18 protein-coding genes, 6 tRNA genes and 1 other RNA gene are annotated in these 25,399 nt (G+C 56.3%); 13 read left to right on the top strand and 12 right to left on the bottom strand.

Features of this window, described 5'->3' with window-relative positions; all coding sequences use genetic code 11:
- Positions 1-42: 42 nt before the first annotated feature.
- Positions 43-495, bottom strand: coding sequence for a multidrug/biocide efflux PACE transporter (locus tag ACUTSU_RS08830; protein WP_445654040.1), 453 nt, complete (start codon positions 493-495; stop codon positions 43-45).
- 158 nt (positions 496-653) lie between these two features.
- On the opposite strand from ACUTSU_RS08830, the gene ACUTSU_RS08825 reads away from it, so the two are divergent.
- On the top strand, positions 654-1,544 hold the full coding sequence (locus ACUTSU_RS08825; RefSeq protein WP_445652417.1) for a LysR family transcriptional regulator: 891 nt from the start codon (positions 654-656) through the stop codon (positions 1,542-1,544).
- Here the strand turns inward: ACUTSU_RS08825 and ACUTSU_RS08820 are convergent.
- The gene (locus ACUTSU_RS08820) at positions 1,520-3,181 is read right to left on the bottom strand and encodes an alpha-keto acid decarboxylase family protein (RefSeq protein WP_445654039.1); all 1,662 of its coding nucleotides are present in this window, start codon (positions 3,179-3,181) and stop codon (positions 1,520-1,522) included. The two genes, ACUTSU_RS08825 and ACUTSU_RS08820, sit on opposite strands and share 25 nt — an antisense overlap.
- 248 nt (positions 3,182-3,429) lie before the next feature.
- Between ACUTSU_RS08820 and mgrA the strand changes: the two genes are divergently transcribed.
- On the top strand, positions 3,430-4,419 hold the full coding sequence (mgrA, locus tag ACUTSU_RS08815; protein ID WP_445652419.1) for an L-glyceraldehyde 3-phosphate reductase: 990 nt from the start codon (positions 3,430-3,432) through the stop codon (positions 4,417-4,419).
- 229 nt (positions 4,420-4,648) lie between these two features.
- Positions 4,649-5,059, top strand: a complete 411-nt coding sequence (locus ACUTSU_RS08810; RefSeq protein ID WP_261091188.1) for a DUF2502 domain-containing protein — start codon at positions 4,649-4,651, stop codon at positions 5,057-5,059.
- A gap of 204 nt (positions 5,060-5,263) precedes the next feature.
- On the opposite strand, the gene ACUTSU_RS08805 is transcribed toward ACUTSU_RS08810, so the two are convergent.
- Positions 5,264-6,496: an Nramp family divalent metal transporter gene (locus ACUTSU_RS08805; RefSeq protein ID WP_445652420.1), complete on the bottom strand. Its 1,233-nt coding sequence runs from the start codon at positions 6,494-6,496 to the stop codon at positions 5,264-5,266.
- A gap of 378 nt (positions 6,497-6,874) precedes the next feature.
- Here ACUTSU_RS08805 and ACUTSU_RS08800 point away from each other — a divergent pair, with 378 nt between their 5' ends.
- Entirely contained in the window at positions 6,875-8,062 is a 1,188-nt protein-coding gene (locus tag ACUTSU_RS08800; RefSeq protein ID WP_445652421.1) for a NupC/NupG family nucleoside CNT transporter, read from the top strand.
- A gap of 164 nt (positions 8,063-8,226) precedes the next feature.
- Here the strand turns inward: ACUTSU_RS08800 and ACUTSU_RS08795 are convergent.
- From ACUTSU_RS08795 to gltX, 3 genes are all read right to left on the bottom strand, one after another.
- Positions 8,227-8,302 (bottom strand) — tRNA-Ala (locus tag ACUTSU_RS08795).
- A gap of 60 nt (positions 8,303-8,362) precedes the next feature.
- Positions 8,363-8,438 (bottom strand) — tRNA-Ala (locus ACUTSU_RS08790).
- Positions 8,439-8,698: 260 nt separating this feature from the next.
- Positions 8,699-10,108 carry a glutamate--tRNA ligase gene (gene gltX, locus ACUTSU_RS08785; RefSeq protein WP_445652422.1) on the bottom strand — a complete coding sequence of 470 codons (1,410 nt, stop codon included), beginning with the start codon at positions 10,106-10,108 and terminating at the stop codon, positions 8,699-8,701.
- A gap of 292 nt (positions 10,109-10,400) precedes the next feature.
- Here gltX and ACUTSU_RS08780 point away from each other — a divergent pair.
- The 5 genes from ACUTSU_RS08780 (at position 10,401) to ACUTSU_RS08760 (ending at position 10,982) form a co-directional block, all read left to right on the top strand.
- Positions 10,401-10,476: transfer RNA gene (locus ACUTSU_RS08780), tRNA-Val, on the top strand.
- Between the two features lie 32 nt (positions 10,477-10,508).
- Positions 10,509-10,584: transfer RNA gene (locus ACUTSU_RS08775), tRNA-Val, on the top strand.
- A gap of 39 nt (positions 10,585-10,623) precedes the next feature.
- Positions 10,624-10,699 (top strand) — tRNA-Val (locus ACUTSU_RS08770).
- A 7-nt stretch (positions 10,700-10,706) separates the two neighbouring features.
- Positions 10,707-10,782: transfer RNA gene (locus tag ACUTSU_RS08765), tRNA-Lys, on the top strand.
- A 74-nt stretch (positions 10,783-10,856) separates the two neighbouring features.
- A non-coding RNA gene (locus ACUTSU_RS08760) (RtT sRNA) lies at positions 10,857-10,982 on the top strand.
- A gap of 131 nt (positions 10,983-11,113) precedes the next feature.
- Here the strand turns inward: ACUTSU_RS08760 and dhbA are convergent.
- Genes dhbA through ACUTSU_RS08740 form a run of 4 tightly spaced genes read right to left on the bottom strand, consistent with a single transcriptional unit; the run spans position 11,114 to position 15,575 of the window.
- Positions 11,114-11,872 (bottom strand): 2,3-dihydro-2,3-dihydroxybenzoate dehydrogenase, encoded by a 759-nt coding sequence (gene dhbA, locus ACUTSU_RS08755; RefSeq protein WP_445652423.1) that lies wholly within the window; start codon positions 11,870-11,872, stop codon positions 11,114-11,116.
- A complete protein-coding gene (locus tag ACUTSU_RS08750) occupies positions 11,872-12,726 on the bottom strand; it encodes an isochorismatase family protein (RefSeq protein WP_445652424.1) in 855 nt (284 codons plus the stop codon). The genes dhbA and ACUTSU_RS08750 overlap by 1 nt, the downstream gene beginning before the upstream one ends.
- A 3-nt stretch (positions 12,727-12,729) precedes the next feature.
- On the bottom strand, positions 12,730-14,358 hold the full coding sequence (locus ACUTSU_RS08745) for a (2,3-dihydroxybenzoyl)adenylate synthase (protein WP_445654038.1): 1,629 nt from the start codon (positions 14,356-14,358) through the stop codon (positions 12,730-12,732).
- An 8-nt stretch (positions 14,359-14,366) separates the two neighbouring features.
- Positions 14,367-15,575: an isochorismate synthase gene (locus ACUTSU_RS08740; RefSeq protein WP_445652426.1), complete on the bottom strand. Its 1,209-nt coding sequence runs from the start codon at positions 15,573-15,575 to the stop codon at positions 14,367-14,369.
- 198 nt (positions 15,576-15,773) lie between these two features.
- Here ACUTSU_RS08740 and fepB point away from each other — a divergent pair, with 198 nt between their 5' ends.
- Positions 15,774-16,733, top strand: coding sequence for a Fe2+-enterobactin ABC transporter substrate-binding protein (fepB, locus tag ACUTSU_RS08735; protein WP_445652427.1), 960 nt, complete (start codon positions 15,774-15,776; stop codon positions 16,731-16,733).
- Here fepB and entS read toward each other — a convergent pair.
- The gene (entS, locus tag ACUTSU_RS08730) at positions 16,720-17,988 is read right to left on the bottom strand and encodes an enterobactin transporter EntS (protein WP_445652428.1); all 1,269 of its coding nucleotides are present in this window, start codon (positions 17,986-17,988) and stop codon (positions 16,720-16,722) included. The two genes, fepB and entS, sit on opposite strands and share 14 nt — an antisense overlap.
- Before the next feature lie 260 nt (positions 17,989-18,248).
- Here entS and fepD point away from each other — a divergent pair, with 260 nt between their 5' ends.
- The 3 genes from fepD to ACUTSU_RS08715 are packed head-to-tail and all read left to right on the top strand — an operon-like array spanning position 18,249 to position 21,144.
- The gene (gene fepD / locus ACUTSU_RS08725; protein WP_445654037.1) at positions 18,249-19,322 is read left to right on the top strand and encodes a Fe(3+)-siderophore ABC transporter permease; all 1,074 of its coding nucleotides are present in this window, start codon (positions 18,249-18,251) and stop codon (positions 19,320-19,322) included.
- A complete protein-coding gene (gene fepG / locus ACUTSU_RS08720) occupies positions 19,322-20,347 on the top strand; it encodes an iron-enterobactin ABC transporter permease (protein WP_445652430.1) in 1,026 nt (341 codons plus the stop codon). Before fepD ends, fepG begins: the two co-directional genes overlap by 1 nt.
- Positions 20,344-21,144: an ATP-binding cassette domain-containing protein gene (locus ACUTSU_RS08715; RefSeq protein ID WP_445654036.1), complete on the top strand. Its 801-nt coding sequence runs from the start codon at positions 20,344-20,346 to the stop codon at positions 21,142-21,144. Before fepG ends, ACUTSU_RS08715 begins: the two co-directional genes overlap by 4 nt.
- Before the next feature lie 289 nt (positions 21,145-21,433).
- On the opposite strand, the gene ACUTSU_RS08710 is transcribed toward ACUTSU_RS08715, so the two are convergent.
- Positions 21,434-25,378 (bottom strand): enterobactin synthase subunit F, encoded by a 3,945-nt coding sequence (locus tag ACUTSU_RS08710; RefSeq protein ID WP_445654035.1) that lies wholly within the window; start codon positions 25,376-25,378, stop codon positions 21,434-21,436.
- Positions 25,379-25,399: the final 21 nt, after the last annotated feature.

Genomic DNA, 25,399 nt, shown 5'->3' with positions numbered 1-25,399 from the left:
AATTATCCGACATTACCTGAGAATAGCAGTGATGACGACGCCTTATTTGGCCGAGGAATTGACCGGCTGGCGAGCCTCGAACCAGCGCTGACGCAGGGTATCGTACGCCCAGTTATAAAACATGGTGTACGGCAGGAAGAACAGGAAGAAACCAAGTTCCAGCATAAACGCCTGCACAAATGAAATGCTCAGCATCCAGGCGGCAATCGGAACGCCGATCAACACAAACCCGCCCTCAAAGCCCAGGGCATGAAACCCCCGCACCTTAAGATTACGCGCCACGCGGCCCACTGGCCACAGGCGGTCAAAAACGGTGTTATAAACCATGTTCCATACCATGGCGACGGTGGACAACATCACCGCCAACGCACCGACCTGTACCATCGAACGGTTTAGCAACCACGCGCCCAGCGGGGCGCAGAGCATCACCGCGATGACTTCGAAACCGACGGCGTGGACGATACGTTCAATGAAAGACTTGTTTTGCAGTTGCATAAATCACCTGTTTTTTTACCTTATTAATTTATAGGGGCGCTGCATGCCGCGACCACATTAATTGGAGCGAATATATGCGCCCCCTAATAAACTGAGGTGATTATCATCGATTTTTTGGGTAGATTAAAAATAGGTTCCATCGATAAAGTAGATATATCATGCGCTATTCCCCTGAAGCCCTGCTGGCGTTTGTTGAGGCTGCCGCCCTCGGCTCGTTCTCTGCCGCCGCACGCAAGCTACGTAAAAGCCAGTCCACCATCAGTACCGCGATCGCCAACCTGGAGGCCGATCTTGGACTGATCCTGTTTGATCGCCAGGCACGCCAGCCGGTATTAACCGCCGCCGGCCATAAGGTGCTGAGCCATGTGCAGGAGATCCTCACGGCCAGCGAACGACTCGACGCATTGAGCATTCGGCTGGCGGGCAATATAGAACCCCGTCTGACCATCGTATTTTCCGATACCTACCAGACAAGCCACCACGATCACCTGATGCAACACTTTGAACAACGCTATCAGGATATTGAGCTGGAGTGCATGATCGCCGAAGACGGCGACGTATTGGATCTGTTGCAAAGCGGCCGCGCGCATCTGGGTATGGTGGAGGTTCAGGCCAGCTATCCGCCGGACATCGGCTTTGCACGACTGCCGGAACAAACGGAAATGGGGCTGTTCGTCAGCCACTCGAACCCGCTGGCTCAGACGCCCGCCCCGACGCCGGAGCAGCTGGCCAGCACCCGCCAACTCTATCTGAACACTTACACCGGCAGCGGTGCCTCCCGTCCTCAGGGCCGGGTGTGGTCGGCCCCCAGTTACCTGATGCTGTTGGAAATGGCGGAGCAAGGGGTGGGTTGGGCCGCGTTACCCAACTGGCTGGTGAAACAATACGGCCATGACAAGTTGACCGAACTCAAGCCCCGCGGCTGGCCGAAGCTGATTTCAGTGGATGCGGTATGGTCGAAACTGACCCCGCCGGGGCCGGCGGGGTATTGGTTGCTGGAACGCCTGCTGGAGAACGCGGCAGATCAGGCAGCCGCGTTACGCGAATGAATGGCGCGTGAAACGCTATCGAGCAGCTCAGGAATATCCATCTTCGGCAGCATCACTTCCACAAAGGCCAGTTGTGGGCTGTCGCCCACTTCTTTCAGCGCCTGGCGCAACTGTTGCGGATCGGCGACCCGCAACGTTTTCACCTGATGCTCGCCCGCCAGCGCCTGCGGTAACTGCGTCCAGTTCCATTGGGCGATATCGTTGTAACGCTGTTGCGGGCCGTGAATCGCCCGTTCAACGGTATAACCCTCATTATTCAGCAGGAAGATCACCGGCTTTTGCCCATCACGCAGTATCGAACCCAGTTCCTGCGCCGAGAGTTGAGCCGAACCATCGCCGATCAACAACAACACCCGCCGATCCGGCTCCGCCGTCTGTGCCCCGAACGCCGCCGGCAGCGTATAACCGATGGAGCCCCACAGCGACTTGACGATAAACCGGCAGCCTTGCGGCAGGCCAAGCGCCGCCGCACCAAAGCAGGCGGTGCCCTGTTCGGCGATCAAAATATCGCCTGGGCGCAGAAAGTCCTGTATTTGTTGCCAAAAGCCGTGCTGATCCAGGCCGCTGCCGGTCGAGTCCGGCAACATCGGGCGCTGAATGGACGGAACTGGCCATTGTTTTGCCAACGACAACGTCAACTGGTGCAGTGCTATTACCGCGTCACGCAATGGGATGTGGCTGAATACCTGCTGCCCTACCCGCGCTTCAAACGGCTGAAGATCAATGCATTTTTCTGCCGGCAGATGATGGCTGAAGCCGGCGGTAATGGTATCGGTAAAGCGCACGCCGACGTTAATTACCACATCGGCCCCTTCAATCAATTGCTTCACCTGGGGATCACTGGCGGCCCCGGCGTAGGTACCGGTAAAGCAGGCATGGGTTTCATCCAATACGCTCTTGCCCAGCAGCATGGTTGAATGCGGTATGTCGATCTCATTCATCCACTGTTCCAGCACTTTTTCCGCCCCAAAACGTTCCGCCAAAAAATCCGCCAGCAGGGAAACCCGCCTGGCCGGTAACAGCATTTGTCGCGCAGCAGCGATAAAGGCTTGCAGTGACGTCTGGGAAAGGTGCGCCTGACGTAGCACCAGCGGCGCAGGCCGGGAGGTTAAGGGGGCTTCCGCCACCTCACTGGGTAACACTATATAGACCGGACGGTGCTCAAACAACGCGATGGTCAGCAGACGGTCGATTTCCGTCTCGGCGTTGTCGGAGGTAAGGCTGGCCTGCGCGGCGGTCACCTCTTTCGCCATACGGGCAAAGTGGCCAAAGTCACCGTCCCCCAGCGAGTGGTGCAGCAAATCCCCGGCCCGCTGCGCGCGTAACGTTGGGGCACCCACCACGTGGATCACCGGCAGGTATTCGGCATAGCTGCCGGCGATACCGTTGAGCGCGCTCAATTCGCCTACGCCAAAGGTGGTCAGTAAAGCGGCGGCCGGTTTACAACGTGCATAACCATCTGCGGCATAGGCGGCATTAAGTTCATTCGCGCAGCCTACCCAGGTAATTTGCGGATGACTGATGACATGATCGAGAAACTGCAGGTTGTAGTCACCGGGCACGCCAAAGAAATGCCGGATGCCGATCTGAGCCAAACGATCGAGTAGGTAATCAGCCACTCTATAAGTCTTATTCATGATCATCACCTGCCAGCACCTGAGATTATTAGTATTAAGTATCGAAGGTGATGGATAAATTTCGAGCTTTATATCTAAAAATCGCTTGGCAACCCGGCGTTACACCCATGCCCTATTGGCAGGCAGGAGAAATACTTTGTTAGTCAGATTGATAACGCTTTGGCGATTAAGCGTGATCGGGGACTCTGACAACCCTTGTGAAAACGCATACACTAAAATTCATTTCACCTCTGCTGAAAAGGGTTTCTATGCTCTACCAGGCTGATTCTTCACGTTACCAAAATATGGAATATCGCCGCTGCGGCCGCAGCGGCCTGAAACTGCCGGCCATTTCACTTGGGCTTTGGCATAACTTTGGCGACACCACGCTGTATGATAATGCGCGTAAATTGATCCACTGCGCGTTCGACCGTGGGATCACTCATTTTGACTTGGCCAACAACTATGGCCCACCGCCCGGTTCCGCCGAGGAAAACTTCGGCCGTATTCTCAGCACAGACCTTAAACCCTGGCGCGACGAGCTGATCATCGCTTCGAAAGCCGGTTACACCATGTGGCCAGGCCCTTATGGCGACTGGGGATCGAAAAAATATCTGGTCGCCAGCCTGGATCAAAGCCTGCAGCGTATGGGGCTGGACTATGTGGACATCTTCTACCATCATCGCCCGGATCCGGATACGCCGCTGGAAGAAACCATGGCGGCGCTGGATTTGCTGGTGCGTCAGGGCAAGGCGCTGTACGTCGGGCTGTCCAACTACCCGGCCGAACGTGCACGCCAGGCGTTTGCCCTTCTGCAAAAACTTGGCACGCCGTGCATGATCCATCAGCCGAAATACTCAATGTTTGAACGTTGGGTTGAGCCAGAATTACTGGACACGCTGGAAGAACACGGCGTAGGCTCCATTGCCTTCTCACCGCTGGCCGGTGGGCTGCTGACCGATCGCTATCTGCAGGGGATCCCGCAAGATTCACGCGCCGCCAGCAGCAGCCAATTCCTGCAACCCGGTCAGCTCACCGACGATAAGTTGGATAAGGTGCGTCGGCTCGATGCGCTGGCGCAACAGCGCGGGCAGAAGCTGTCGCAAATGGCACTGGCCTGGGTATTACGCGGCGACCGCGTCACTTCAGTACTGATCGGTGCCAGCAAGACCAGCCAGATTGAAGATGCCGTTGGCATGTTGGCTAATCGCAGCTTCAGCGATGACGAAATAGCTCAGATCGAACAAACACTCATGTAATCGTTTACAATTATTGCCGGTTTCCCCACCGGCGATACCCTCTTTACGCCAGACAAATCTTAAATCACTCGTCCCCTGTGGTTTTTCAGATTCTCTCTAAGATTCAACCCTATCCGCAGAGGCTAAGATGCCGCTATTGCAGGTAAAACTATAAGGCCATTTTATAAACCGATGAACGCGCTTCATTACTTATAAACCGGCCAAGCCGCTGCGGCGGAAAGGAGAATTCATGTTTAAACCTCTGTTATTGGCCGCCCTGTTGGTGGCATCGACACTGCCAGCCATGCAGCAAGCCCAGGCTGACGGCCTCAGTATCGATCTGATGCCGGGCGTTTCATTACGCATCGGTGAACAGGACAACCGCGGCCGTTACTGGGACGGTTATGACTGGCGTGACCGTGACTGGTGGGAGGGCCATCAGGGACGCTACCTGGGTGACCGCAACCGCCGGGGCTACAACTGGGATGGTTATCGCTGGCGCGACAACGATTACTGGCGCAAAAATTATTACTATCATGAAGGTCGCTATCGCAAATACGATAAGCACTACTACAAGCATCATGATAAACATCACTGGAAGGACCGACGTCATGATGACCGTGATCATCGCCATCATGGTCATGGCGACCACGACGATTGACCCTAAAAGGCCGGCATTGCGCCGGCCTTAGGTTGCTGACAAAGCAGGAAAAAGCGTGGTTTTTCCTGCTTTGTGGTGAGCAGCCGAAAATCAATAAATTGATTTTCCTGATTTTTATTTATCGACCTCTACTCGCTCTGGGCTGGAATGAGGTTTGTCATCAGTCTGAGGCCGGCATTGCGCCGGCCTTTCATTAATCGGTGCTCACAGCAGGCTACTGATCAGCAGATAACCGTTTAGCCCCACCACTACCACTACGATCAACTTACCGATCGTCTGTATGGTACGACTGTTCACCATCTCGCCCATCAGCTCACGATTACCGGTGAACGACAATAACGGCACCAATGCCAGTGCAATACCGAAACTCAGCAATACCTGGCTCAGTACCAAAATCCGCGTGGCGTCCATCCCCAACATAATGACGATAAACGATGGCAACATGGTGACCACACGGCGCACCCACAGCGGAATGTAAAAATGCACAAACCCCTGCATCACCACCTGCCCCGCCAGCGTGCCCACCACGGTAGAAGATAACCCGGCGGCCACCAGGCTCAGCCCGAAGATAGTGGCCGCCGCCTGCCCAAACAAGGGTTGCAGCGTCAGATAGGCCTGGTCGAGATCGGTAATACCGCTGTGGCCATTAAAGTGGAAAGCAGCCGCGGCGGTGGCCATCATTGCCAGGTTAACAAACCCGGCAATGGTCATGGCGATAGCCACATCAACCTTGGTGGCAGCATACCTGTCGGCCTTCGAGTTTTCTCCGGCTGCCTGAGTTAACGATGAATGCAGATAAATTACGTGCGGCATAATGGTGGCACCAAGTACCCCGGCAGCCAGAAACACCGCGTCACCGTTCGGTAAATCCGGCAGCGCCATGCCTTTTAACAGCGGGCCCAACTGTGGCTGGGAAAACACCAGCTCCACCATAAAAGCCAAAGCGACAAACAGCAGCAGGCTGCCAATCACCCATTCCAAAGGTTTTTGCCCACGTTTTTGCAACATCAGGATCAAGAAAGTCGCGATACCGGTCAGGATCGCACCCTCCAGCAACGTCACCCCCAACAGCAGTTTGAAACCGATAGCCGCGCCGATAAATTCGGCCAGATCTGTCGCCATGGCAATGATTTCTGCCTGAACCCAATAAGCCCACACCGCCGGACGAGGGAAACGATCGCGAATATGCTCCGCCAGGTTTTTTCCGGTCGCAATGCCCAGTTTGGCAGATAACAACTGGATCAGCATCGCCATCACATTGGCCCATACCACCACCCACAGCAGGGTATAACCAAAAGAGGCACCGGACTGGATATTAGTGGCGAAATTACCGGGATCAATGTAGCCGATAGCCGCGATAAATGCGGGGCCCATCAGGGAGAGTTTGATTTTCCTGGATGAACTCGGGGTGGTCTCAACCACGCGACTGTTAAGCATGTTCTGAACCCTTACTTCTATTAAGCCTAGGGTTATTTTATGTAAATGATAATAATTATCAAGTGCATTTGGAACGGTAATACTTATCTCTGCGATAGCTAAAAACCACGGGTTTAACGAAAGGTTTAGCGGGTAGATGAACATTTTCCGCACTCTTCAGGGTCGGATTCAGAACACCTTCCTTCTTATTATCAAATTAACCCAGGAATAGGAATTTCATATAACTTAATTAACCTCTTGATTTTTTATGCTTTACCGTACTAGCTTAGGACATTTCCCAGTATGAATTTCCATATTTGCAAGAGACCTCTCGTTTTTAAAAGTGGCGTTACATAAAATGACATCCGAAATTCAGCCTGCCTCAAGTTTGGAGCAAACATGTCCCATATTGCGCACTTTGCGTTAGCGTTGGTGGTGGTCGCGATCCTGGCACTTTTAGTCTGCCGCGATCGTAAAAGCATCCGCATTCGCTACGTTATTCAACTGTTGGTTATTGAAGTACTGCTGGCCTATTTTTTCCTGCATTCGGAAGCGGGTTTAGGCTTTGTAAAAGGATTCGCAGCGCTGTTTGACAAGCTGCTCGGGTTTGCTGGGCAAGGGACTGAGTTTGTATTCGGCGGTATGGGTGATAAAGGTTTGGCCTTCTTCTTCCTGAAGGTACTGTGCCCAATCGTCTTCATCTCCGCGCTGATCGGTATTCTGCAATACATTAAAGTACTGCCGTTTGTCATCCGCATCATTGGTACCGTGCTGTCAAAAGTCAACGGTATGGGCAAGCTGGAATCGTTCAACGCCGTCAGTTCGCTGATCCTGGGTCAGTCTGAAAACTTCATTGCCTATAAAGATATTCTGGGCAAGATGTCTGAAAAGCGCATGTACACCATGGCGGCGACCGCGATGTCTACGGTTTCCATGTCCATCGTCGGCGCTTACATGACCATGTTGGACGCCAAGTTTGTGGTAGCGGCACTGGTACTGAACATGTTCAGCACCTTTATCGTGCTGTCATTGGTCAACCCGTATGACACCAGTAAAGAAGAAGAACTGCATCTGGGCAATCTGCACGAAGGCCAGAGCTTCTTCGAAATGCTGGGTGAATACATTCTGGCTGGTTTTAAAGTAGCTATTATCGTTGCTGCGATGCTGATCGGCTTTATCGCCCTGATCGCCGCGCTTAACGGCCTGTTCAGCGCCATCTTCGGCCAGAGCTTCCAGGACATTCTGGGCTACTTCTTCTATCCATTCGCCTGGATTATGGGTATTCCTAAGCACGAAGCGTTGCAGGTGGGTAGCATCATGGCGACCAAACTGGTATCCAACGAATTCGTGGCGATGATGGAACTGCAGAAAATCTCTGCTGAACTCTCTCCTCGCAGCCTGGGTATTCTGTCGGTGTTCCTGGTTTCCTTCGCCAACTTCTCTTCCATCGGCATCGTTGCCGGTGCGATTAAAGGGCTGAACGAGCATCAGGGCAACGTGGTGTCCCGTTTTGGTTTGAAGCTGGTTTACGGTTCAACGCTGGTCAGCATCCTGTCTGCGTCCATCGCAGGTCTGGTTCTGGGCTAAGCCGAAACGTCAGTAAGAGAAAGGTCGCTTCGGCGGCCTTTTTTAATGCCTGTAATTCGGTGCCTGGGAAAGGGAAGGCAGTAAGTAAGTAAGTAAGTAAGTAAGTAAGTAAGTAAGGAAGACAGAAAGCAAAAAACCGACCCTGAGGTCGGCTTTTTAAATGGTGGTGGAGCTAGACGGGATCGAACCGTCGACCTCTTGCATGCCATGCAAGCGCTCTCCCAGCTGAGCTATAGCCCCACAAAAGTGGTACGCTTTAACCGGCGTTACGGTATTCCCCAACCCTTCTGAGATAAAGGTTGGTGGAGCTAGACGGGATCGAACCGTCGACCTCTTGCATGCCATGCAAGCGCTCTCCCAGCTGAGCTATAGCCCCAATCCACAATCACAAAATCCTGTGAACGGGGCGCATAATATGAAACCCACTCTAAGCTGTCAACGGCTAAATTGCATTCCTGCTTCAAGCGCTGAAAAAGCCGCCAAATCAGCGCGTTTGCTGCTGAAAATTGAGCATTCTGACCAAAACCATGACCCTGGCGCGGTGCACCATGAATTCGCCATCAAGTGACAGATATAAAAAAACCCCGGGACTGCTCCACGGGGCTTTGTCATTAACAGGCAGGGATATTCTCAGCCTTAAGCTTCACGCCCGGCAATGTAAGCCAGCGCCAGGTCGATACGCTGCAGAGAACGTTTCTGACCAATAGCATGAACGGTCACATCCATACCCGGTGACTGACCGGCACCGGTAACCGCCACGCGCAGTGGCATACCTACCTTGCCCATACCTACGCCCAGCTCATCTGCCGTACCCTGAATGGCGTCATGCACGTTTTCCGGCGTCCAGGCAGTGATAGCGGCCAGTTTGGCGCGTACCGCTTCCAGTGGCTGACGAGCCACCGGACGCAGGTGTTTCTTGGCAGCGTCAGCATCAAACTCACTGAAGTCTTCGTAGAAGTAACGGCAAGACTCGGCCATTTCCTTAAGCGTTTTGCAGCGCTCGCCCAGCAGTTTAACGAGATCTTTCAGTTCAGGGCCATTACGAGTTTCGATACCCAGTTGCTCAACATGCCACGCCAGGTGCACTGCCACTTCTTCGGCCGGCATATGGTTAATGTAATGGTGGTTCAGCCACTGCAACTTCTCGGTATTGAAAGCACTGGCAGATTTGTTGATCGCTTCCAGGGTAAAGAACTCTTTCATCTCATCAATAGAGAAGATTTCCTGGTCGCCATGAGACCAGCCCAGACGCACCAGATAGTTCAGCAGCGCCTGCGGCAGGTAGCCGTCGTCACGGTACTGCATCACCCCTACCGCACCGTGGCGTTTCGACAGTTTTTTACCGTCGTCACCGAGGATCATTGAAACGTGTGCGTATTCCGGTACCGGCGCACCCAGCGCTTTCAGGATGTTGATCTGGCGCGGAGTATTGTTGATGTGGTCTTCACCGCGGATCACGTGGCTGATTTCCATATCCCAGTCATCGACTACTACGCAAAAGTTATAGGTTGGTGAACCGTCGGTGCGGCGGATGATCAGGTCATCGAGCTCCTGGTTGCTGAATTCGATCGGGCCACGGATCTTGTCATCGAAGATCACCGAGCCTTCCTGTGGGTTACGGAAACGCACCACGTGCGGCTCGTCATCGGTATGGCTGCACTGGCTGTCGCGGCAGTGGCCGTCGTAACGCGGTTTTTCGCCGTTTTCCATCTGCTTTTCACGCAGCGCTTCCAGACGTTCCTTCGAGCAATAGCATTTATAGGCGGTACCCTGCACCAGCATGTCGTCAATCACCGCGTTATAGCGGTCAAAACGCTTGGTCTGGAAGTACGGGCCTTCATTCCAATCCAGGTTTAACCAGTTCATACCATCCATAATTGCGTCGATAGCGTCCTGGGTTGAACGTTCCAGATCGGTATCTTCGATACGCAGAACGAACTCACCGCCCGCATGACGGGTGAACAACCAGGAGTAAAGCGCAGTACGGGCGCCACCGACGTGAAGATAGCCGGTTGGGCTCGGTGCAAAACGGGTTTTGATTTTCATTGGGTTCACTGCCTTATTACGCAACGCGTGTCGGCGGTTGCCGACGATTGCTCGGAATTTAAAAAAGTGGGCAACATTGTACCACCACGCGCTAATTCCTCAACGCTGACACGATATTGCCATGGCTGATTTCATCATCTCTGCGGCGCTTTACGCATAACAATGTGCAAAGATTCGACATTGCAGGCGATAAATATCGCATCCTGTTTAAATTTGCGGCGAACGATTGAAATCATTTTAAAAACCGTTGACTCACTTTCAACTATCCCTATAATGCGACTCCAACAAGACGGGGCGATTAGCTCAGTTGGTAGAGCATCTCCTTTACACGGAGGGGGTCGGCGGTTCGAGCCCGTCATCGCCCACCATCTTGTTGAGCAGTAAGAAATGAGAAGAATGAGGGTGATTAGCTCAGTTGGTAGAGCATCTCCTTTACACGGAGGGGGTCGGCGGTTCGAGCCCGTCATCACCCACCACTCATTCTCTTGTTTGGCAGTACCCGGAAGTTCTGAAGTGGGTGATTAGCTCAGTTGGTAGAGCATCTCCTTTACACGGAGGGGGTCGGCGGTTCGAGCCCGTCATCACCCACCACTTCTGCGGGTCGTTAGCTCAGTTGGTAGAGCAGTTGACTTTTAATCAATTGGTCGCAGGTTCGAATCCCGCACGACCCACCAATACAGAAAAAAGCGCCTTTTGGCGCTTTTTTCGCATCTGCAGCACCGTAATCATCTCAAACACCTTTCTAACATAGCGCAGAGTGTCGTGCTGGATGAGAACCTGCGTTCAGGTTCGAGCCGAGCGAAGCGAGACGACAACGCGCAGCGTTGCCCGCAGGGCGAGGCCAAAGGCCGAGTCAATCCTGCACGACCCACCAATACAGAAAAAAGCGCCTTTTGCCGCTGTAGGTTGCTGACAAAGCAGGAAAAAGCGTGGTTTTTCCTACTTTGTGGTGAACAGCCGAAAATCAATAAATTGATTTTCCTGATTTTTCTTATGACGGATATATCAGGCCGCCAGCGTCGCCCCGCCATCAATCACAATATCCTGCATGGTGATGTGGCTGGCGCGATCGGAAGCCAGGAACAAAATGGCATCGGCGATTTCCTGTGGCTGAGCAATTTTACCCAGCGGAATACCCAGTTTGAACTGTTCCGGGAAACCGTTAATGGTGTTCTGCTCGCCGGTTTCGTCCTGCCACATACCGCGCTGCATGGGCGTATTGGTCGATCCTGGCGAAACCAGGTTGCAACGTACGCCATAAGGGGCCATTTCCAGCCCTACGGTGTTGCACAGGCTGCGTAATGCCGCCTTGGAGGCACAGTAGGCCGCCATACCTACGCGTGGCACATGCGCGGCGTTAGACGCCACGCTGACAATCGCACCGCGTCGTTGGCGACGGAATACCGGCAAGGCGTGGCGGAACAGATTAAATGCCCCACCGGCATTGACGGCCAAGCAAGCCAGCCAGTCTGCCGTGCTGGTTTCGTCCGCCAGTCCCATGCGCAGAATGCCGGCACCGTTGACCAGCACGTCCAACTCCCCCTGTTCCGCCAGTAAACGCCCGCAAACCCGATCTACGGCGTCACTGTCGGCGATATCCAGCACTTCGGTACGGAATGCGTATTCCGGCTCGCCAAAATGTTTATCAAAGCCAATCACTTCGGCACCGCCCTGCACAAATGCCAGTGCCGTTGCCAGGCCAATCCCGGCCCCAGCGCCAGTGACCCAAACTCGCTTACCGGCGAAATCGCCCCGTTGCTCCATCAGGCTTTTCCCTCCGACAATAACGCCCACCAGCCATCGATGGTCGGGTTCTTGGCCAGCGCGATAAAATCAATATCGCCACGAATTTTACGCCAGCGTGCCGCCAACTCCATGATGCGAACCGAATCCAGACCGTAATCGATCAGGTTTTCATCGTCGCCCATGTCTTCGCTGTCTTCATCGAGGAAAGGCATGATTTGCTGACGCAGCGCAGCCTTGTTGGCAATACCCGGCAACAGTTCAGCGGTGGTCACCACGCAGCCGCAACGACCAGCGGTATAACGCAGCGCCATCAGATGCTCTTCGCGGGAGAAATCGGCCAGGCCGTCAGCCACCATAAACGGCTGAATATTGCGCATGAAGGCATCGATAGCCGTAGTCATGCAGCCGATATGGGCGTAGACGCCACAGATAATCAACTGATCGCGCCCCGACTCCTGCAGAATTTCCTGCAGCGGTGAGCGATGGAAGGCACTGTAACGCCACTTCACCAATACCGTATCGTCTTCTTCCGGGGCCAGAGCGGCAACCACCGCCTGCTGTTCCGGGTGCTTATTCAGGCCCGGCCCCCACATGTCATTCAACAAGGCACGATCTTCATCGCTCTGCTGATTAGGCTGTGCGGTATAAAACACCGGGATCCCCTGTGATTTGCAGTAACGACGCAGGTTGGCGATATTCTCCACCACCTGTTTGATCAATGGGCTGTCTTCACCCCAGAAATTCAGGAAATACTTTTGCATATCATGGATCAACAGTGCAGCGCGCTGCGGTTCCACCGTCCAACTCACTTTGTTGGTCGGCATTTCAGCCTGAGTCGGCAACGCGTAATCATTAAGTTTTGGAATGGCCATGACTTATTCTCCCTGGACCAGAGTCAGTTGTTGCGCCTCCAGGCGTTGACGCAACAGTTTTTTATCCACTTTGCCAACCGGGGTGAGCGGCAGCGTATCAACCTGTATAAAGCGATCGGGTAATTTAAATTCGGCCACGCCCTCGCCGCGCAAATGGCGGCGCAACACCACCGGCTTCAACGCGCTGGTCGCGATGATATAGGCGCAGCTTTTTTCACCCATCAGCTCGTCTGGCATCGACACCAACGCCGCATTGATCACTTCCGGATGGCGCAATAACAGGTTTTCGATTTCTTCCGCTGCGATCTTTTCCCCACCACGGTTAATCTGATCTTTCTGTCGCCCTTCAACCTTCACATAGCCATCTTCGGTCAGGCTGATCAAATCACCGGAACAGTAGAAACCGTCCTTATCAAAGGAGGCAGCATTGTGCTCCGGACTTTGGTAATAGCCGCGGAAGGTATAAGGGCCACGGGTCATCAGACGCCCGGTTTCCCCCACCGGCAGCGGGTTGCCGTCTTCGTCAGCGACCCACAGCTCGTCATCCGGCGACATCGGGCAGCCCTGGGTGGTCAGGATATGCTGGTCGTCATCGTCCAGGCGGGTGTAATTCACCAAACCTTCCGCCATACCGAACACCTGCTGCAACTGGCAGCCGATCTCGTCCGGAATGCGTGCAGCCAGGGTTTCGCCCAGCTTGGCACCGCCCACCTGCAGCAGCTTAAGGCTGGCCAGTTGCTGCCGACCGCCCCACTCCTCAATCGCCTGCAGCCACAGCGTCACCGCCGGCGGCACCAGCGCCGTCACGTTAATCTGATGCTGCTCGATCAAACGGAAACATTGTCCGGCATCCGGATCGCTGGCAAACACCGCCAACCCGGCGCCATAAAACACGCCCAAGATGCCCGGAGAACTCATCGGATAGTTGTGGGCGACCGGCAGCGCGCACAGGTAACGGGTATCGACATCGAAATGGCAAATTTCCACGCTGCGGCGAATGCTGTAGTAGTAATCATTGTGGGTTCGCGGGATCAGCTTTGGCGTGCCGGTGCTGCCACCGGAAAGCTGGAAAAACGCTACCTGATCGGCCGGGCTTGGCGTCGCGACAAAACCACTGCAGTCCTCTTCCAGCCAGGCCGCCAGCGACTGCTCGCCCCCGTTCTGATTGCGCAGTGCCACCACGCGCAGTGAAGGATGCTCGGCGCGAAACGTCGTCAGAAACTCGTCGTTACCAAACAGGCCATGCTGGCGGTCGGCAATCAGCAATGCCGGCTTGATCTGTACGGCGTAGGCGTTCAGCTCGTTGCGTTGATGGCTGAACAACGCATTCACCGGTACCACGCCAATTTTCAACAACGCGAAAAAGGTCACATAGAACTCGACCACGTTGCCCAACTGCACCAGCGCAGTCTCTCCGCTTTGAATGCCACGGCGCTGCAGGGCAGCGGCCAGCCGATCGGAGAGCTGATTAAGCCGCCGATAACTCAGGCTTTGCTCCGGGTCGATCAGCGCGATAGCGTCATTTTTGGCCTGGCGAGTGATGATGTCGGTCAGGGGCCGGTCGGTCCAATAGCCGCGTTCGCGATAACGATGGGCTAACGCCTCAGGCCAGGGGGTAAAAGCAATGGTCATGGGAATGTCTATCCTTGGTTCAGGCCAAACGCCCGCGAAATGGTACTGAGTTTGGTGCCGGTTTCATGCCATTCGGATTCCGGCGAAGAGTCTTGCACAATGCCGGCACCGGCAAACAGTCGCACCTGATTGCCCTGCACCGTGCCGCAACGGATGGACACGACCCACTCACCGTTGCCTTCGGCGTCACACCAGCCGACGATGCCGCCAAACAGGCCGCGATCGAACGGCTCCAACTGCTTGATCACCTGATGCGCCAACGCGGTCGGCGTCCCGCACAGCGCCGGTGTCGGGTGCAGCAGGCAGGCCAGCGACAGCGCATTTTCAGCGCGGCTGGCGGCTTCACCGTCAATAGGTGTGGACAGGTGCCACAGGGTGGTGGTGCTCAATAATTCAGGCACGGTGGGAATATTCAGATAACGACAACGATCGGCTAACACCTGCCGCATTCCTTCAGTGACAAACTGGTGCTCATAGCGATCTTTTTCTGACACCAACAGCCGTTGGCTGACTTCCAGATCCCGCTGCGGATCGGCATCACGACGGGCAGAACCGGCCAGCGGGTTGGAATAGAACTGCGCGCCGGATTTGCGTAACAGCAATTCCGGGCTGGCTCCCAGTAATGCCCCCTGTTCCAGCGGGACATGGAAGTGGAAGCCATGAGGATTCTGGGCGATGATCCGCGCCATCAACGCCTGGCGATCTACCGGCTCACGGGTTTCAATCTCCAGCAGGCGCGACAGCACCACTTTATCCAACTGATCACCGCGGGTCGCTTCCACCGCATCCGCCACCATTTGCATAAAGGGTTGCTGGGCAGGCACTTCATTTTGGCGGATAATTTCCGGCAACGCGGCTTGCGGAGAAGCTACGCCAGCCAGAAAGACATCACGCTCAAACCATTGGGTTTGTTGGGGAATAAACAGCGCGGAGGGCTGATGAGTGTCAAACGGGATCGCGCCGCACAGTACCGGGTTTTTAACCCCCGCCAGCCTGGCTTCGGCAAAAGCATGTTGTACCGCCTGCTGGAACTCGCCGTTAAGCTGATCCCCTCCCTGAGCCGGCAGGGTGATTTTGGCGAAACAGCCTTGGGTGCTCAAGCTACGGAAAGGAGAGGTAAAGAAAAAGCCGGAGGTCGGCGACACATTTGCAGCAGGTTGTTCGCTACCCTTGCTTTGCGGCTTCTTCTGCCCGGTACTGTTTAATGTAACGCTCATCGGTGCTCCCTTTCGCATCATGAACAATAACCCGTATAATAATGATTATCATTTGTATTGAATCGCGTTAAATTACCCTCGTGAATATTCTATGTCAATAAATGTAAACAGTTATTCCATTCATAATCGTGATATAAAACCAGCAGCTTTCATTATATAAATGATAAGTATTATTATTTAACTTCTAAGGAATGCATTGTGAAGAAGAACCCCGTCTTCAGCCTGATGCTGTTTGGGCTGATGCTGATTGGCTCGGCCCATGCCGCAGACGCCGGTTGGCCACGAAAAATTGAAACCTCACACGGCGTAGTGACCCTCACGCAGCCCCCTGTCCGCATCGTTTCTACCAGCGTCACCGTCACCGGTACCCTGCTGGCGATTGATGCCCCGGTGATCGCCAGTGGCGCCACCACCCCCAACAACCGGGTGGCAGACTCACAAGGGTTCTTCCATCAATGGAGCTCTGTCGCAACGCAGCGCGGCGTTAAACGTCTGTATATCGGCGAACCCAACGCAGAAACCATTGCGGGTGTGGCTCCCGATCTGATTATCATCTCGGCTACCGGTGCCGATTCCGCCCTACGTCTGTACGACCAGCTTTCTGCCATTGCCCCGGTGCTGGTGGTCAATTACGACGACAAAAGCTGGCAGGCACTGGCACTCGAGCTGGGCCAGGCTACCGGGCATGAAGCCCAGGCGCAGAAAGTCGTCAGTGATTTCGATGCGCGTGAGCAATCACTGAAGCAACGCATGAAACTGCCGGAACAACCGGTCTCTGCCCTGGTCTTCAACGCCGACGGCAAATCCGCCAACCTGTGGACGGCCGCCTCTTCCCAGGGGCAAATGCTCGAGCAGTTGGGTTTTACGCTGGCGACGCTACCCGCCAAGCTGAACAACAGCCACAGCCAAGGGATCCGCAAAGATATTATTCAACTGGCCGGGGAGAACCTGGCGGAAGGCCTGAATGGCCAGACGCTAATGCTGTTCGCCAACAATGACAGCGATGTCCAGCGGCTGATGGTCAATCCTTTTCTGGCTGACCTGCCGGCGGTGCAGCACAAGCGGGTTTACGCATTGGGCGGCGACACCTTCCGGCTCGATTACTACAGCGCCAGCAACCTGCTGACGCTGTTGGAAAAGCAATTTATTTCTCAGTAGTTCCCGCGGCGGGCTGGAGATCGCTTTCTTGCCCGCCACTGCCCACCTGACGCAAACCGCGCATCGCAAAAGCCAGCACCACGCCGAGCAGCGCCACGCCAAAACCAAAACTGGTAGAGGTCATTGCCGGCAGCATAAATGCCCCCATCGCCCCCAGCAACAACGCGCCCAGTGCGTCACCCACCACGTTTTGCGCCGTCCACAGGCCATTGATACGCCCGAGGAACGCATCCGGCGTCAGGTTCTGGATCAACCCATATTGCAGCAGTGAGTTCAGCGCGCTCAGGTAGCCGAAAACCACCAGGAACAACAGCGCCAGGCCGTACCACGGCATCAGACCGAACAGACCGATAGCGACGAAAGCACCAATCGCCGTCATCAGCATCATCCAGCCCGGACGCGCGACATGAGCCACCCGGCCGCTGGTAAAGGCACCAATGGCTGCGCCCAGTGGCACCGCCGAATACATAAAGCCCAGTTGGGCCGCACTGACCTGCCACATACCGGACATCGCCGGATACAGCACCCGCACCGCACTGGCCATGGTCAACAGCGCGCCGATCAGCGCCACCATGCCAATCACCCGGTTGCGGAACAGAAAACCAAAGCCACCGGCCAGCGCACGTAGCGGGTGCTCACGCGGCTGCGGCGGCGGTAGCAACTGTGGCAGACGCAGTAACGGGATCAGCGTCAGCAAGGTGCCAAATGCGGCCAGACCGTAGTTCCATGCCACACCGGCGTTGGCAATCACCAGCCCGCCGATCGCCGGAGAGAGGATCGAACCAAAGCGCACCGTCAGCATGCTGATAGCCCCGGCCTGCACGATATTTTCACGCCCTACCAACGCCGGTGTCGCCGCCAGCAGCGCCGTGACGCCAACCGCACCAAAAAAACCGTCCCAGACTGCCAGCAAGTAAATCAGCGTTAATGAAGGCGTGGGCAGTGCGGCGTTCAGGCACAGACCGACAAAGCCAATACCGCAGGTAGAGCGGGCGAACAGTATCAGGCGACGGCGTTCGTAGCGGTCGGCCAGCACGCCCCCCATCAGCAAACCGGCAAACATGCCGCTACCCGCCAGCGTTACCGATAACCCAACCAGCAACGTCGACCCGGTCAAGGACTGGATCTGCACCGGGATCGCAATGGCCATCAACCCCAACGCTAAAATCGAAATAAAGCGCGCGCAAAAAACGGCACGAAAAGCGCCATTGGTCTTAAGCAGGCCAAAATCAAGCAAAATAGAGGGCTTACTCATGAGCTTTCTCACCAAAACTAAAGAAAAAAGGGCAGCGTCTATAGCCAAAATAATTGGAGTTGCATCAAGGCGGCAAGAGCGAGAATCCCCAGGAGCTTACTCAAGTAAGTGACTGGGGTGAGCGCTCGCAGCCAACACAGATGCAGCTTCAAGAATGAAGGGTATATGCTGCAATAGCGAAGGGACTCATGGTACCATAGACGAAAGCAATCAATAATGATAATAAAACTCATTTATATTCAATTAAATAATGGATTGGTATGTTACGGATTACACGCTCAGGCACACAGCCCGTCCCCGCTCCCCAGGAGCGTCTTATTGGCGGTACTTCCCGTTCATTTCGTCGCAGGCTGTTTGGCCTGCTGATTGCCGTTGGTGCGCTACTGATCGTTATGCTGCTCAGCCTGTCACTCGGCGCTAAATCTATTCCCTTCGACACGGTTATCCTGGCGTTGAAAGGCCAGTGCAGCGGCGCGGACTGCACCATCATCACCAACGCCCGCCTGCCACGTACGCTGGTTGGTATTCTGGCCGGTATCGCACTGGGCCTGTCCGGCGTGCTGATGCAAACCCTCACCCGCAACCCACTGGCCGATCCGGGCATTCTCGGGGTTAACGCCGGAGCAGGCTTTGCCGTGGTGCTGGGGATCACCTTCTTCGGTGCCGTCGACGTCGGCCAATATTTGTGGTTCTCCTTTGCCGGCGCGATGTTTGCTGCACTGCTGGTGGCGCTAATAGGCGCTCTGGGCGGCAGCAGCCTCAACCCGGTGCGCCTGACGCTGGCCGGTGTCGCACTGGCGGCGGTGCTGGAAGGCATGACCTCCGGGATTTCCCTGTTGAACCCACTGGTTTTCGACCAGCTCCGTTTTTGGCAGGCCGGTTCGCTGGATATTCAAAATATGCAGGTGGTGCGCACCGTCGCCCTGCCGATCCTGTTGGGGACGCTGATTACGCTATGGATGAGCAAGTCGCTGAACAGCCTGAGCATGGGCAATGAATTGGCCACCGCGCTGGGTACCGGCATTGTCCGTACTCAATTGCTGGGCCTGCTGGCGATTACTCTGCTGTGCGGCGGGACTACCGCTGCCGTCGGCCCCATCGCCTTTGTGGGCCTGATGATGCCGCACATCGCCCGGCGGCTGGGCGGTTCCGAACTGCACTGGATGCTGCCATGGACGCTGGTACTGACCCCTATCCTGCTGCTGAGCGCCGATCTGATCGGCCGCTTCCTGGTGGCCGGTGAACTGCGCGTTTCCATCGTCACCGCCCTGATTGGTGCCCCACTGCTGATCATGCTGGTGCGGCAACGCCATATGTTCAGGAGGCAGCGCTGATGTCGACGTCTGCGGCCCGTCTGATGGCCATTCACAAAATGCGCGCCCTGTCGCGTCCAGCACTGACTGCCTTGCTGCTGTTGCTGGCTGCTTTGGCGCTGGCAATTTATGCCCTGGGTTCAGGCGCCTTGTCACTGACGGCGGCACAGGTGATCGACGCCTTGCGCGGTGAAGGCCCGGCCAATCTGGCGGTGATCGTCACCCAGTGGCGCTTGCCACGCGTGATCATGGCGCTGCTGCTCGGGGCGGCACTGGGGCTCAGCGGGGCCATTTTCCAGTCGATACTGCGCAACCCGCTCGGCAGCCCGGACGTGATTGGCTTTAATACCGGTGCCTACAGCGGCGTCCTGGTGGCCATAGTGCTGTTTAACAGTGGCGTTATCGGCATTACCGCCGGGGCGCTGGCCGGTGGGCTATTAACCGCCGCGCTGATTTATCTGCTGGCATGGCGTAATGGCGTCGAGTCATTCCGTTTGATTATTGTCGGTATCGCGGTACGCGCCCTGCTGGTGGCCGGCAATACCTGGATTATCATCAGCGCCTCGCTGGAATCCGCCATGACCGCCGGGCTGTGGAGCGCCGGTTCACTTAACGGCGTCAGTTGGGCGAAAAGCCTGCCAGTGTTGGCGGTGATTGCCCTGTGCTGCCTGCTACTGCTTACCCTGACCCGCCGTATGCGCCTGCTGGATATGGGTGACGATACCGCCTGCGCGCTGGGCGTGCCGGTAGAACGCTCGCGCATTATGCTGCTGTTGATCGGCGTAACGCTAACGGCCGCAGCCACCGCCGTAGCCGGGCCAATCTCCTTTATTGCGCTGGTGGCCCCGCAGATTGCACGACGCCTGTGTGCCAACCGTAGCGTGCTGCTGCTGACCGCCCTGATCGGCGCCCTGTTGCTGTTGCTCGCCGATATCGCGGCGCAGCGCCTGTTTATGCCTTATCAGTTGCCGGTCGGGGTGTTGACCGTCAGTCTGGGCGGCATTTATCTGATTTGGCTATTAATCCGTGAGTCACGTAAAAAATGAATGCTGAACCCCTGCAGTCCGCGCCATTGCGCGCCGAACACCTGACGCTGGGCTACGACAAAAAGATTGTCGCCAGCGACCTGTCCGTCGCTATCCCGCACGGCGAACTGACTGTGATTATCGGGCCAAACGCCTGCGGCAAATCCACCTTGCTGCGCACCCTCAGCCGCCTGATGCAACCGCAGGCCGGGGCCGTCTGGCTGAACGGTAAACACATCAGCGAATACGCCACCAAAGAGGTGGCGCGCCAGTTGGGGCTGCTGCCGCAAAGCTCCACCGCGCCGGGTGATATCACCGTGTTTGATCTGGTGGCCCGCGGTCGCTATCCACATCAGCGCCTGTTCAGTCGTTGGAGCGAAGAAGATCAACAGGCTGTCGATCAGGCGATGCGCTCCACCGGCGTATTCGAACTGGCCGAACAGCCGGTCGATACGCTCTCCGGCGGGCAAAGGCAACGAGTGTGGATTGCGATGGTGCTGGCACAGCAAACGCCGCTGCTGCTGCTGGATGAGCCGACTACCTGGCTGGACATCACCCATCAGATCGATCTGCTGGAGCTGATGCGTCAGCTAAACCGCGAAAACGGCCATACACTGGTAGTGGTGCTGCACGACCTCAACCATGCCTGCCGTTACGCTACGCATCTGATTGCCATGCGCGATGGTAAAGTGGTGGCCGAAGGGGCACCGAAGGATATCGTGACCGCGGAACTGATCGAAGAGGTGTACGGGCTGCGCTGCATGATCATTGACGATCCGGTTTCGCATACGCCATTGGTGGTGCCACTAGGCAAATGAAATAATAGGTAGAACCATAGGATATATCATCAAATTATACCCTATGGATTTCAAGTTGGCCGCTCTAGCGCGTCCATGCACTCGCGGCATTTGTACATCCCTGTACAGCACTGCCAGGCGCCCAGCTCACTCACCCCCAGGCGCTTACTTGAGTAAGTCACTGGGGTGACAAATCTGTCGGGAACAGATTTGAACGCAGCTTGCAGCGGCCCCTTAAGGGGCGTGGCCCACGGATGGGCCACGTAACTGAGTGCAGGTAACAACGCTGCAGCTTGAAAGACGACGGGTATTATAGAGCGCGGAGTATGCGGTTCAGCAACGGCCCCAGTACCTTGAACGACGCCGGGGACACAATATCGACGTGCGCGCAGTCCAGCTCATGCACCTGCAAGGCATCGACGTATTGCGACCAGGTCTGCTGCACGTCCATCCCTTCCTGCAACGTCTGACGCGCGACAAACAGCGTCGCCTGCCCTTTGAAGTTCGCCGTATGGGTTGCTGAAAGCAGGCGCACTGAATCGGCATAGTTGGCTTCGATATTATCGAACATCGCCACCCGGGTTTCGCCCAATGCCGGATCAAGCGCATCCTCGGAAACCGCCAGGAACTGCTCGCGCTCGCGCTGGACTTCTTTGAGCACGTTGTCATCGAGCATCACGTCCCAGTTCTGGGTTTCCGGCGGATAGGTATCCAGCAGCCCCAGGAAGGCCACTTCTTCCCCGCGCGCCTGCAATCTGGCGGCAATGCCCTGCGCCAGAGTGCCACCCAATGAGTAACCGATAAAGTGATACGGGCCCTGCGGCTGTACCTGCACTACCTGCTCCAGATGTGCGTCACACACCTGATCCATATTCTCGCTCAGCGCCAGCGGACCATCGGGGCGCGGTGACTGAATACCCACCAGCGACCAATGCTGGTCGATATAGCGTGGCAGCACGCTGAACTGCCAGGAGAATCCGGAAGCCGGATGCAGGCAAAACAGCGTAGGTCCTTCGGTGGTCCGTAACGGCAGTACGCTGTCGAAACCGGTCCTATCGGCCTCTTCCTGCGTGCGATCTTCCGCCAGCAGTTGCGCCAGTTGTTCCACGCGGGAAGCCACCATCACCTGCCCGACCGAAACCGCTTTACCCAGTTCACGACGCAATTCCGCCGCCAGGCGCATCGCCAGCAGCGAGTGACCGCCAAGGGCAAAGAAATCATCATCGGCAAACACGGTTTCACGCTGTAGCAAACGGGCGAACACCGCCGCGATCGCCGTTTCCAGCCCCGCTTCCGGCTCGCGTCCTGCGGCCCTGCCCCCGCCTTGCGGTTGCGGCAGCGCTTTGCGATCCAGCTTGCCATTGGCACTCAGCGGCAGGGACTCCATCTCGACCAGTGCTACCGGTACCATATGTGGCGGCAGGCGATCGGCCAGTGCGGCTCGCAACACCTCCAGATCAAGGCGTACACTCGGCTGCGCTACCAAATAGCCCACCAGTTGGCGGGCATCGCCACCGGCCGGATCTGTCGGCGTATTATCCAGCACCAATGCATGGGTCACCGCCTGTTTAATGCCCGGCAATGACAGCAACGCATGATCGATTTCACTCAGCTCTATACGTTGGCCACGAATTTTCAGTTGATCGTCGCTGCGCCCGAGATACTCCACTTCGCCACCCGGTAACCAGCGCGCGACGTCACCCGTGCGATACATCCGCCCACCGTCGCCTGCCGGGTCAGCCACAAAGCGGCTGGCGGTCAGTTCAGGTCGCCCCAGATAGCCGTGCGCAAGCTGTACGCCGGTGAGATACAAATCCCCGGCAACACCCGGCGGCACCGGCCGCAAACGCGCGTCAAGAATGCGCAACCCGGTATTCCATACCGGCAGACCAATAGGCACGTTAGCCCCGGTGACGGCGGCCAACGCCTCGCCCCAGGCGGGGTGCCAACTGACGTCCACTGCTGCTTCGGTCGGGCCGTACAGGTTATGCAACGGCACCCCGGTGCGGCTTTGCCACAGGCGGCACAGCTCGGCCGGCAAGGCTTCACCACTGCAGAACACCTGCCGCAACGGCGCACAACACGCCACCGCCTGCCGAGTGTCCAACGCACCGACAAAGGCCGCCAGCATCGAAGGCACAAAGTGCATAGTGGTGACCCGATAGCGGTCAATCAGTTGCAGCAGCTGTTCCGGATCGCGATGAGCCTCCGGCGGTGCCATCACCAACTGAGCCCCCACCATCAACGGCCAGAAGAACTCCCACACCGAGACGTCAAAACTGCAGGGGGTTTTCTGCAACACCACATCACCCGCAGCCATCGGATACTGATGCTGCATCCACAGCAGTCGGTTGACGATCGCCTGATGCCCCACCAGCACGCCTTTCGGCCGTCCGGTCGAACCCGAGGTAAAGATAATATAGGCCGGATGGTGCGGCGTGGGTCCGCTAAGCACGACGTCCGCCGCGCTGTCTGCGGCCAGCGGCGCGTCATACAGAAAAATTTCACTCTTGCCGGCAAAACGTGCCTGCTGGCTGGCTTCGGTGATAATCAGACGTGGCGCGGCGTCCTCCAGCATCATGCTGAGGCGCTCATCTGGATAACCGGTATCCAACGGTAAATAAGCCGCCCCCGCCTCGACAATGGCCATTAACGCCAGCGACAGAAACACCGAGCGCGGCAAGGCAACGGCGACGATATCGCCGGGCTGCACGCCCTGAGCCACCAGCTGGCGCGCCAACGCGCTGACCTGTTCGCGGGTCTCGCGGTAGTTAAATTGATACTGCGCATCGGCCAGCGCCGGGGCATCCGGGGTTTTCTGTGCCTGCTGCGCCAGCAGGCCACTGAGGGTTTGCGGCGCCACCGGATAAACGGTGTCGTTGACCCGAGCCAATAATTGGTGATCCTGTTCGGTGAGCAAGTCGGCGTCACCGATCGGCATTTGCGGCTGCGCGGCGAACTGACGTAACAATAACGGCAGGCGTTGCAGATGAGCCGCCAACTCATCCCGCTGATAACGCTCGGCATTGGCCAACAGATCGACCTTCAGCGTGCCGGCCTCATCGAGATACAGCGCGATCTCCAAATCACGTACCGGGCCGGAGGCCAACTCATGGGTAATGCCTTCGATACCGCCAAAGTCCAACTGGAAATCGAACATCTTAAAGTTGAAAACGGTGCCATACAGCGGCTGGGCATCGCCAATTCGCCCCAGATCACGTTGCACCTGTTCCGCCTCATAACGCTGATGGCGACGGACGGTTTTCAGCTCACGGCCGATATTGCCGGCAACCTCGCCAAGCCGAGCCTGAGGATCAAGGTGCATTTCGATCGGCAGTACGTTAATCACCGGGCCGTTGGCGCATAACGCCGCCGAGCCGGTACGGCGCATAAAGATAAAGCCGGCGCTGAAGCTGGCGTGACCGCTCAGGCGAGACACCCACAGCGCCACCAGCGCCAGCGCCATATCTGCCACACTGAACTGCTGCTGACCGGCGTTCACCAGTTGGCTAAAGTCTTGGCGGTCACACAGCTGTGATAAACGATGAATACGGGTGGTCGGCGTCTGGCCGGCCAGTGGTTGCGGACAGAGTGTGGCCGGCGCAGGCAACTGCTTTGCCTTGTTCAGCCAAAAGGCCGCGTCACGCTGGCAAGCCGCCGATTGTGCGTAGCGTTGATATTCTTCAACCACTTCACTGAAGGCACTAAACGGCGTCGGGTCCGGCTGCTCATTACACGACATCCGAGTGTAAATATGGGAAATTCTGCGGGCAATGGCAGTGAAACTGAAGCCATCCACCAGAATATGGTGATAACGCTGATACCAGAACCAACGCTGTTCCGACAGGCGGATCAACATATGACGATACAGCGCATTGCCGCTGCCGATACGTAAGTCACCGGACATATCCAGTTGCATCAAGGCACGCGCTGCCGCAGCAGCATCGGGGGAATCGCGCAGCTCAATCAACTCCACCGGCAGGATCGCCAGTTGCGGGTCATGCCACTGCATCGGCACCCCGTCACGCTCTTCAAAGCGGAATTGCAGAGTATCCACTTCGGACAGCCCCTGCGCGATCGCCTGCAGCAGGCAATCCTGATCCAACGGCCCGCAGAGCTCGATATAGTGGGAAACCGCATAGGCGTTGGCGTGCGGTGAAATTTGGTCGGCAACCCAGATCCCGGGTTGCGCGGCGACCAACGGCAACTCAGTGGCGAGTGGCTGTTCGATTGATAATAAAGTGCTGTCTGACAAGGGACTGACTCCTGTTCTCGG

Source organism: Serratia sp. NA_13, from assembly GCF_052691735.1.
The sequence above is the reverse complement of the archived record's forward strand: the minus strand, read 5'-3'. Positions and strand labels throughout refer to the sequence as shown.

Coding starts and splice junctions, on each gene's coding strand:
- ACUTSU_RS08830 (WP_445654040.1), bottom strand. CDS start 495: ATGCAACTGCAAAACAAGTCTTTCATTGAACGTATCGTCCACGCCGTC.
- ACUTSU_RS08825 (WP_445652417.1), top strand. CDS start 654: ATGCGCTATTCCCCTGAAGCCCTGCTGGCGTTTGTTGAGGCTGCCGCC.
- ACUTSU_RS08820 (WP_445654039.1), bottom strand. CDS start 3,181: ATGAATAAGACTTATAGAGTGGCTGATTACCTACTCGATCGTTTGGCT.
- mgrA (WP_445652419.1), top strand. CDS start 3,430: ATGCTCTACCAGGCTGATTCTTCACGTTACCAAAATATGGAATATCGC.
- ACUTSU_RS08810 (WP_261091188.1), top strand. CDS start 4,649: ATGTTTAAACCTCTGTTATTGGCCGCCCTGTTGGTGGCATCGACACTG.
- ACUTSU_RS08805 (WP_445652420.1), bottom strand. CDS start 6,496: ATGCTTAACAGTCGCGTGGTTGAGACCACCCCGAGTTCATCCAGGAAA.
- ACUTSU_RS08800 (WP_445652421.1), top strand. CDS start 6,875: ATGTCCCATATTGCGCACTTTGCGTTAGCGTTGGTGGTGGTCGCGATC.
- gltX (WP_445652422.1), bottom strand. CDS start 10,108: ATGAAAATCAAAACCCGTTTTGCACCGAGCCCAACCGGCTATCTTCAC.
- dhbA (WP_445652423.1), bottom strand. CDS start 11,872: ATGGAGCAACGGGGCGATTTCGCCGGTAAGCGAGTTTGGGTCACTGGC.
- ACUTSU_RS08750 (WP_445652424.1), bottom strand. CDS start 12,726: ATGGCCATTCCAAAACTTAATGATTACGCGTTGCCGACTCAGGCTGAA.
- ACUTSU_RS08745 (WP_445654038.1), bottom strand. CDS start 14,358: ATGACCATTGCTTTTACCCCCTGGCCTGAGGCGTTAGCCCATCGTTAT.
- ACUTSU_RS08740 (WP_445652426.1), bottom strand. CDS start 15,575: ATGAGCGTTACATTAAACAGTACCGGGCAGAAGAAGCCGCAAAGCAAG.
- entS (WP_445652428.1), bottom strand. CDS start 17,988: ATGAGTAAGCCCTCTATTTTGCTTGATTTTGGCCTGCTTAAGACCAAT.
- fepD (WP_445654037.1), top strand. CDS start 18,249: ATGTTACGGATTACACGCTCAGGCACACAGCCCGTCCCCGCTCCCCAG.
- fepG (WP_445652430.1), top strand. CDS start 19,322: ATGTCGACGTCTGCGGCCCGTCTGATGGCCATTCACAAAATGCGCGCC.
- ACUTSU_RS08715 (WP_445654036.1), top strand. CDS start 20,344: ATGAATGCTGAACCCCTGCAGTCCGCGCCATTGCGCGCCGAACACCTG.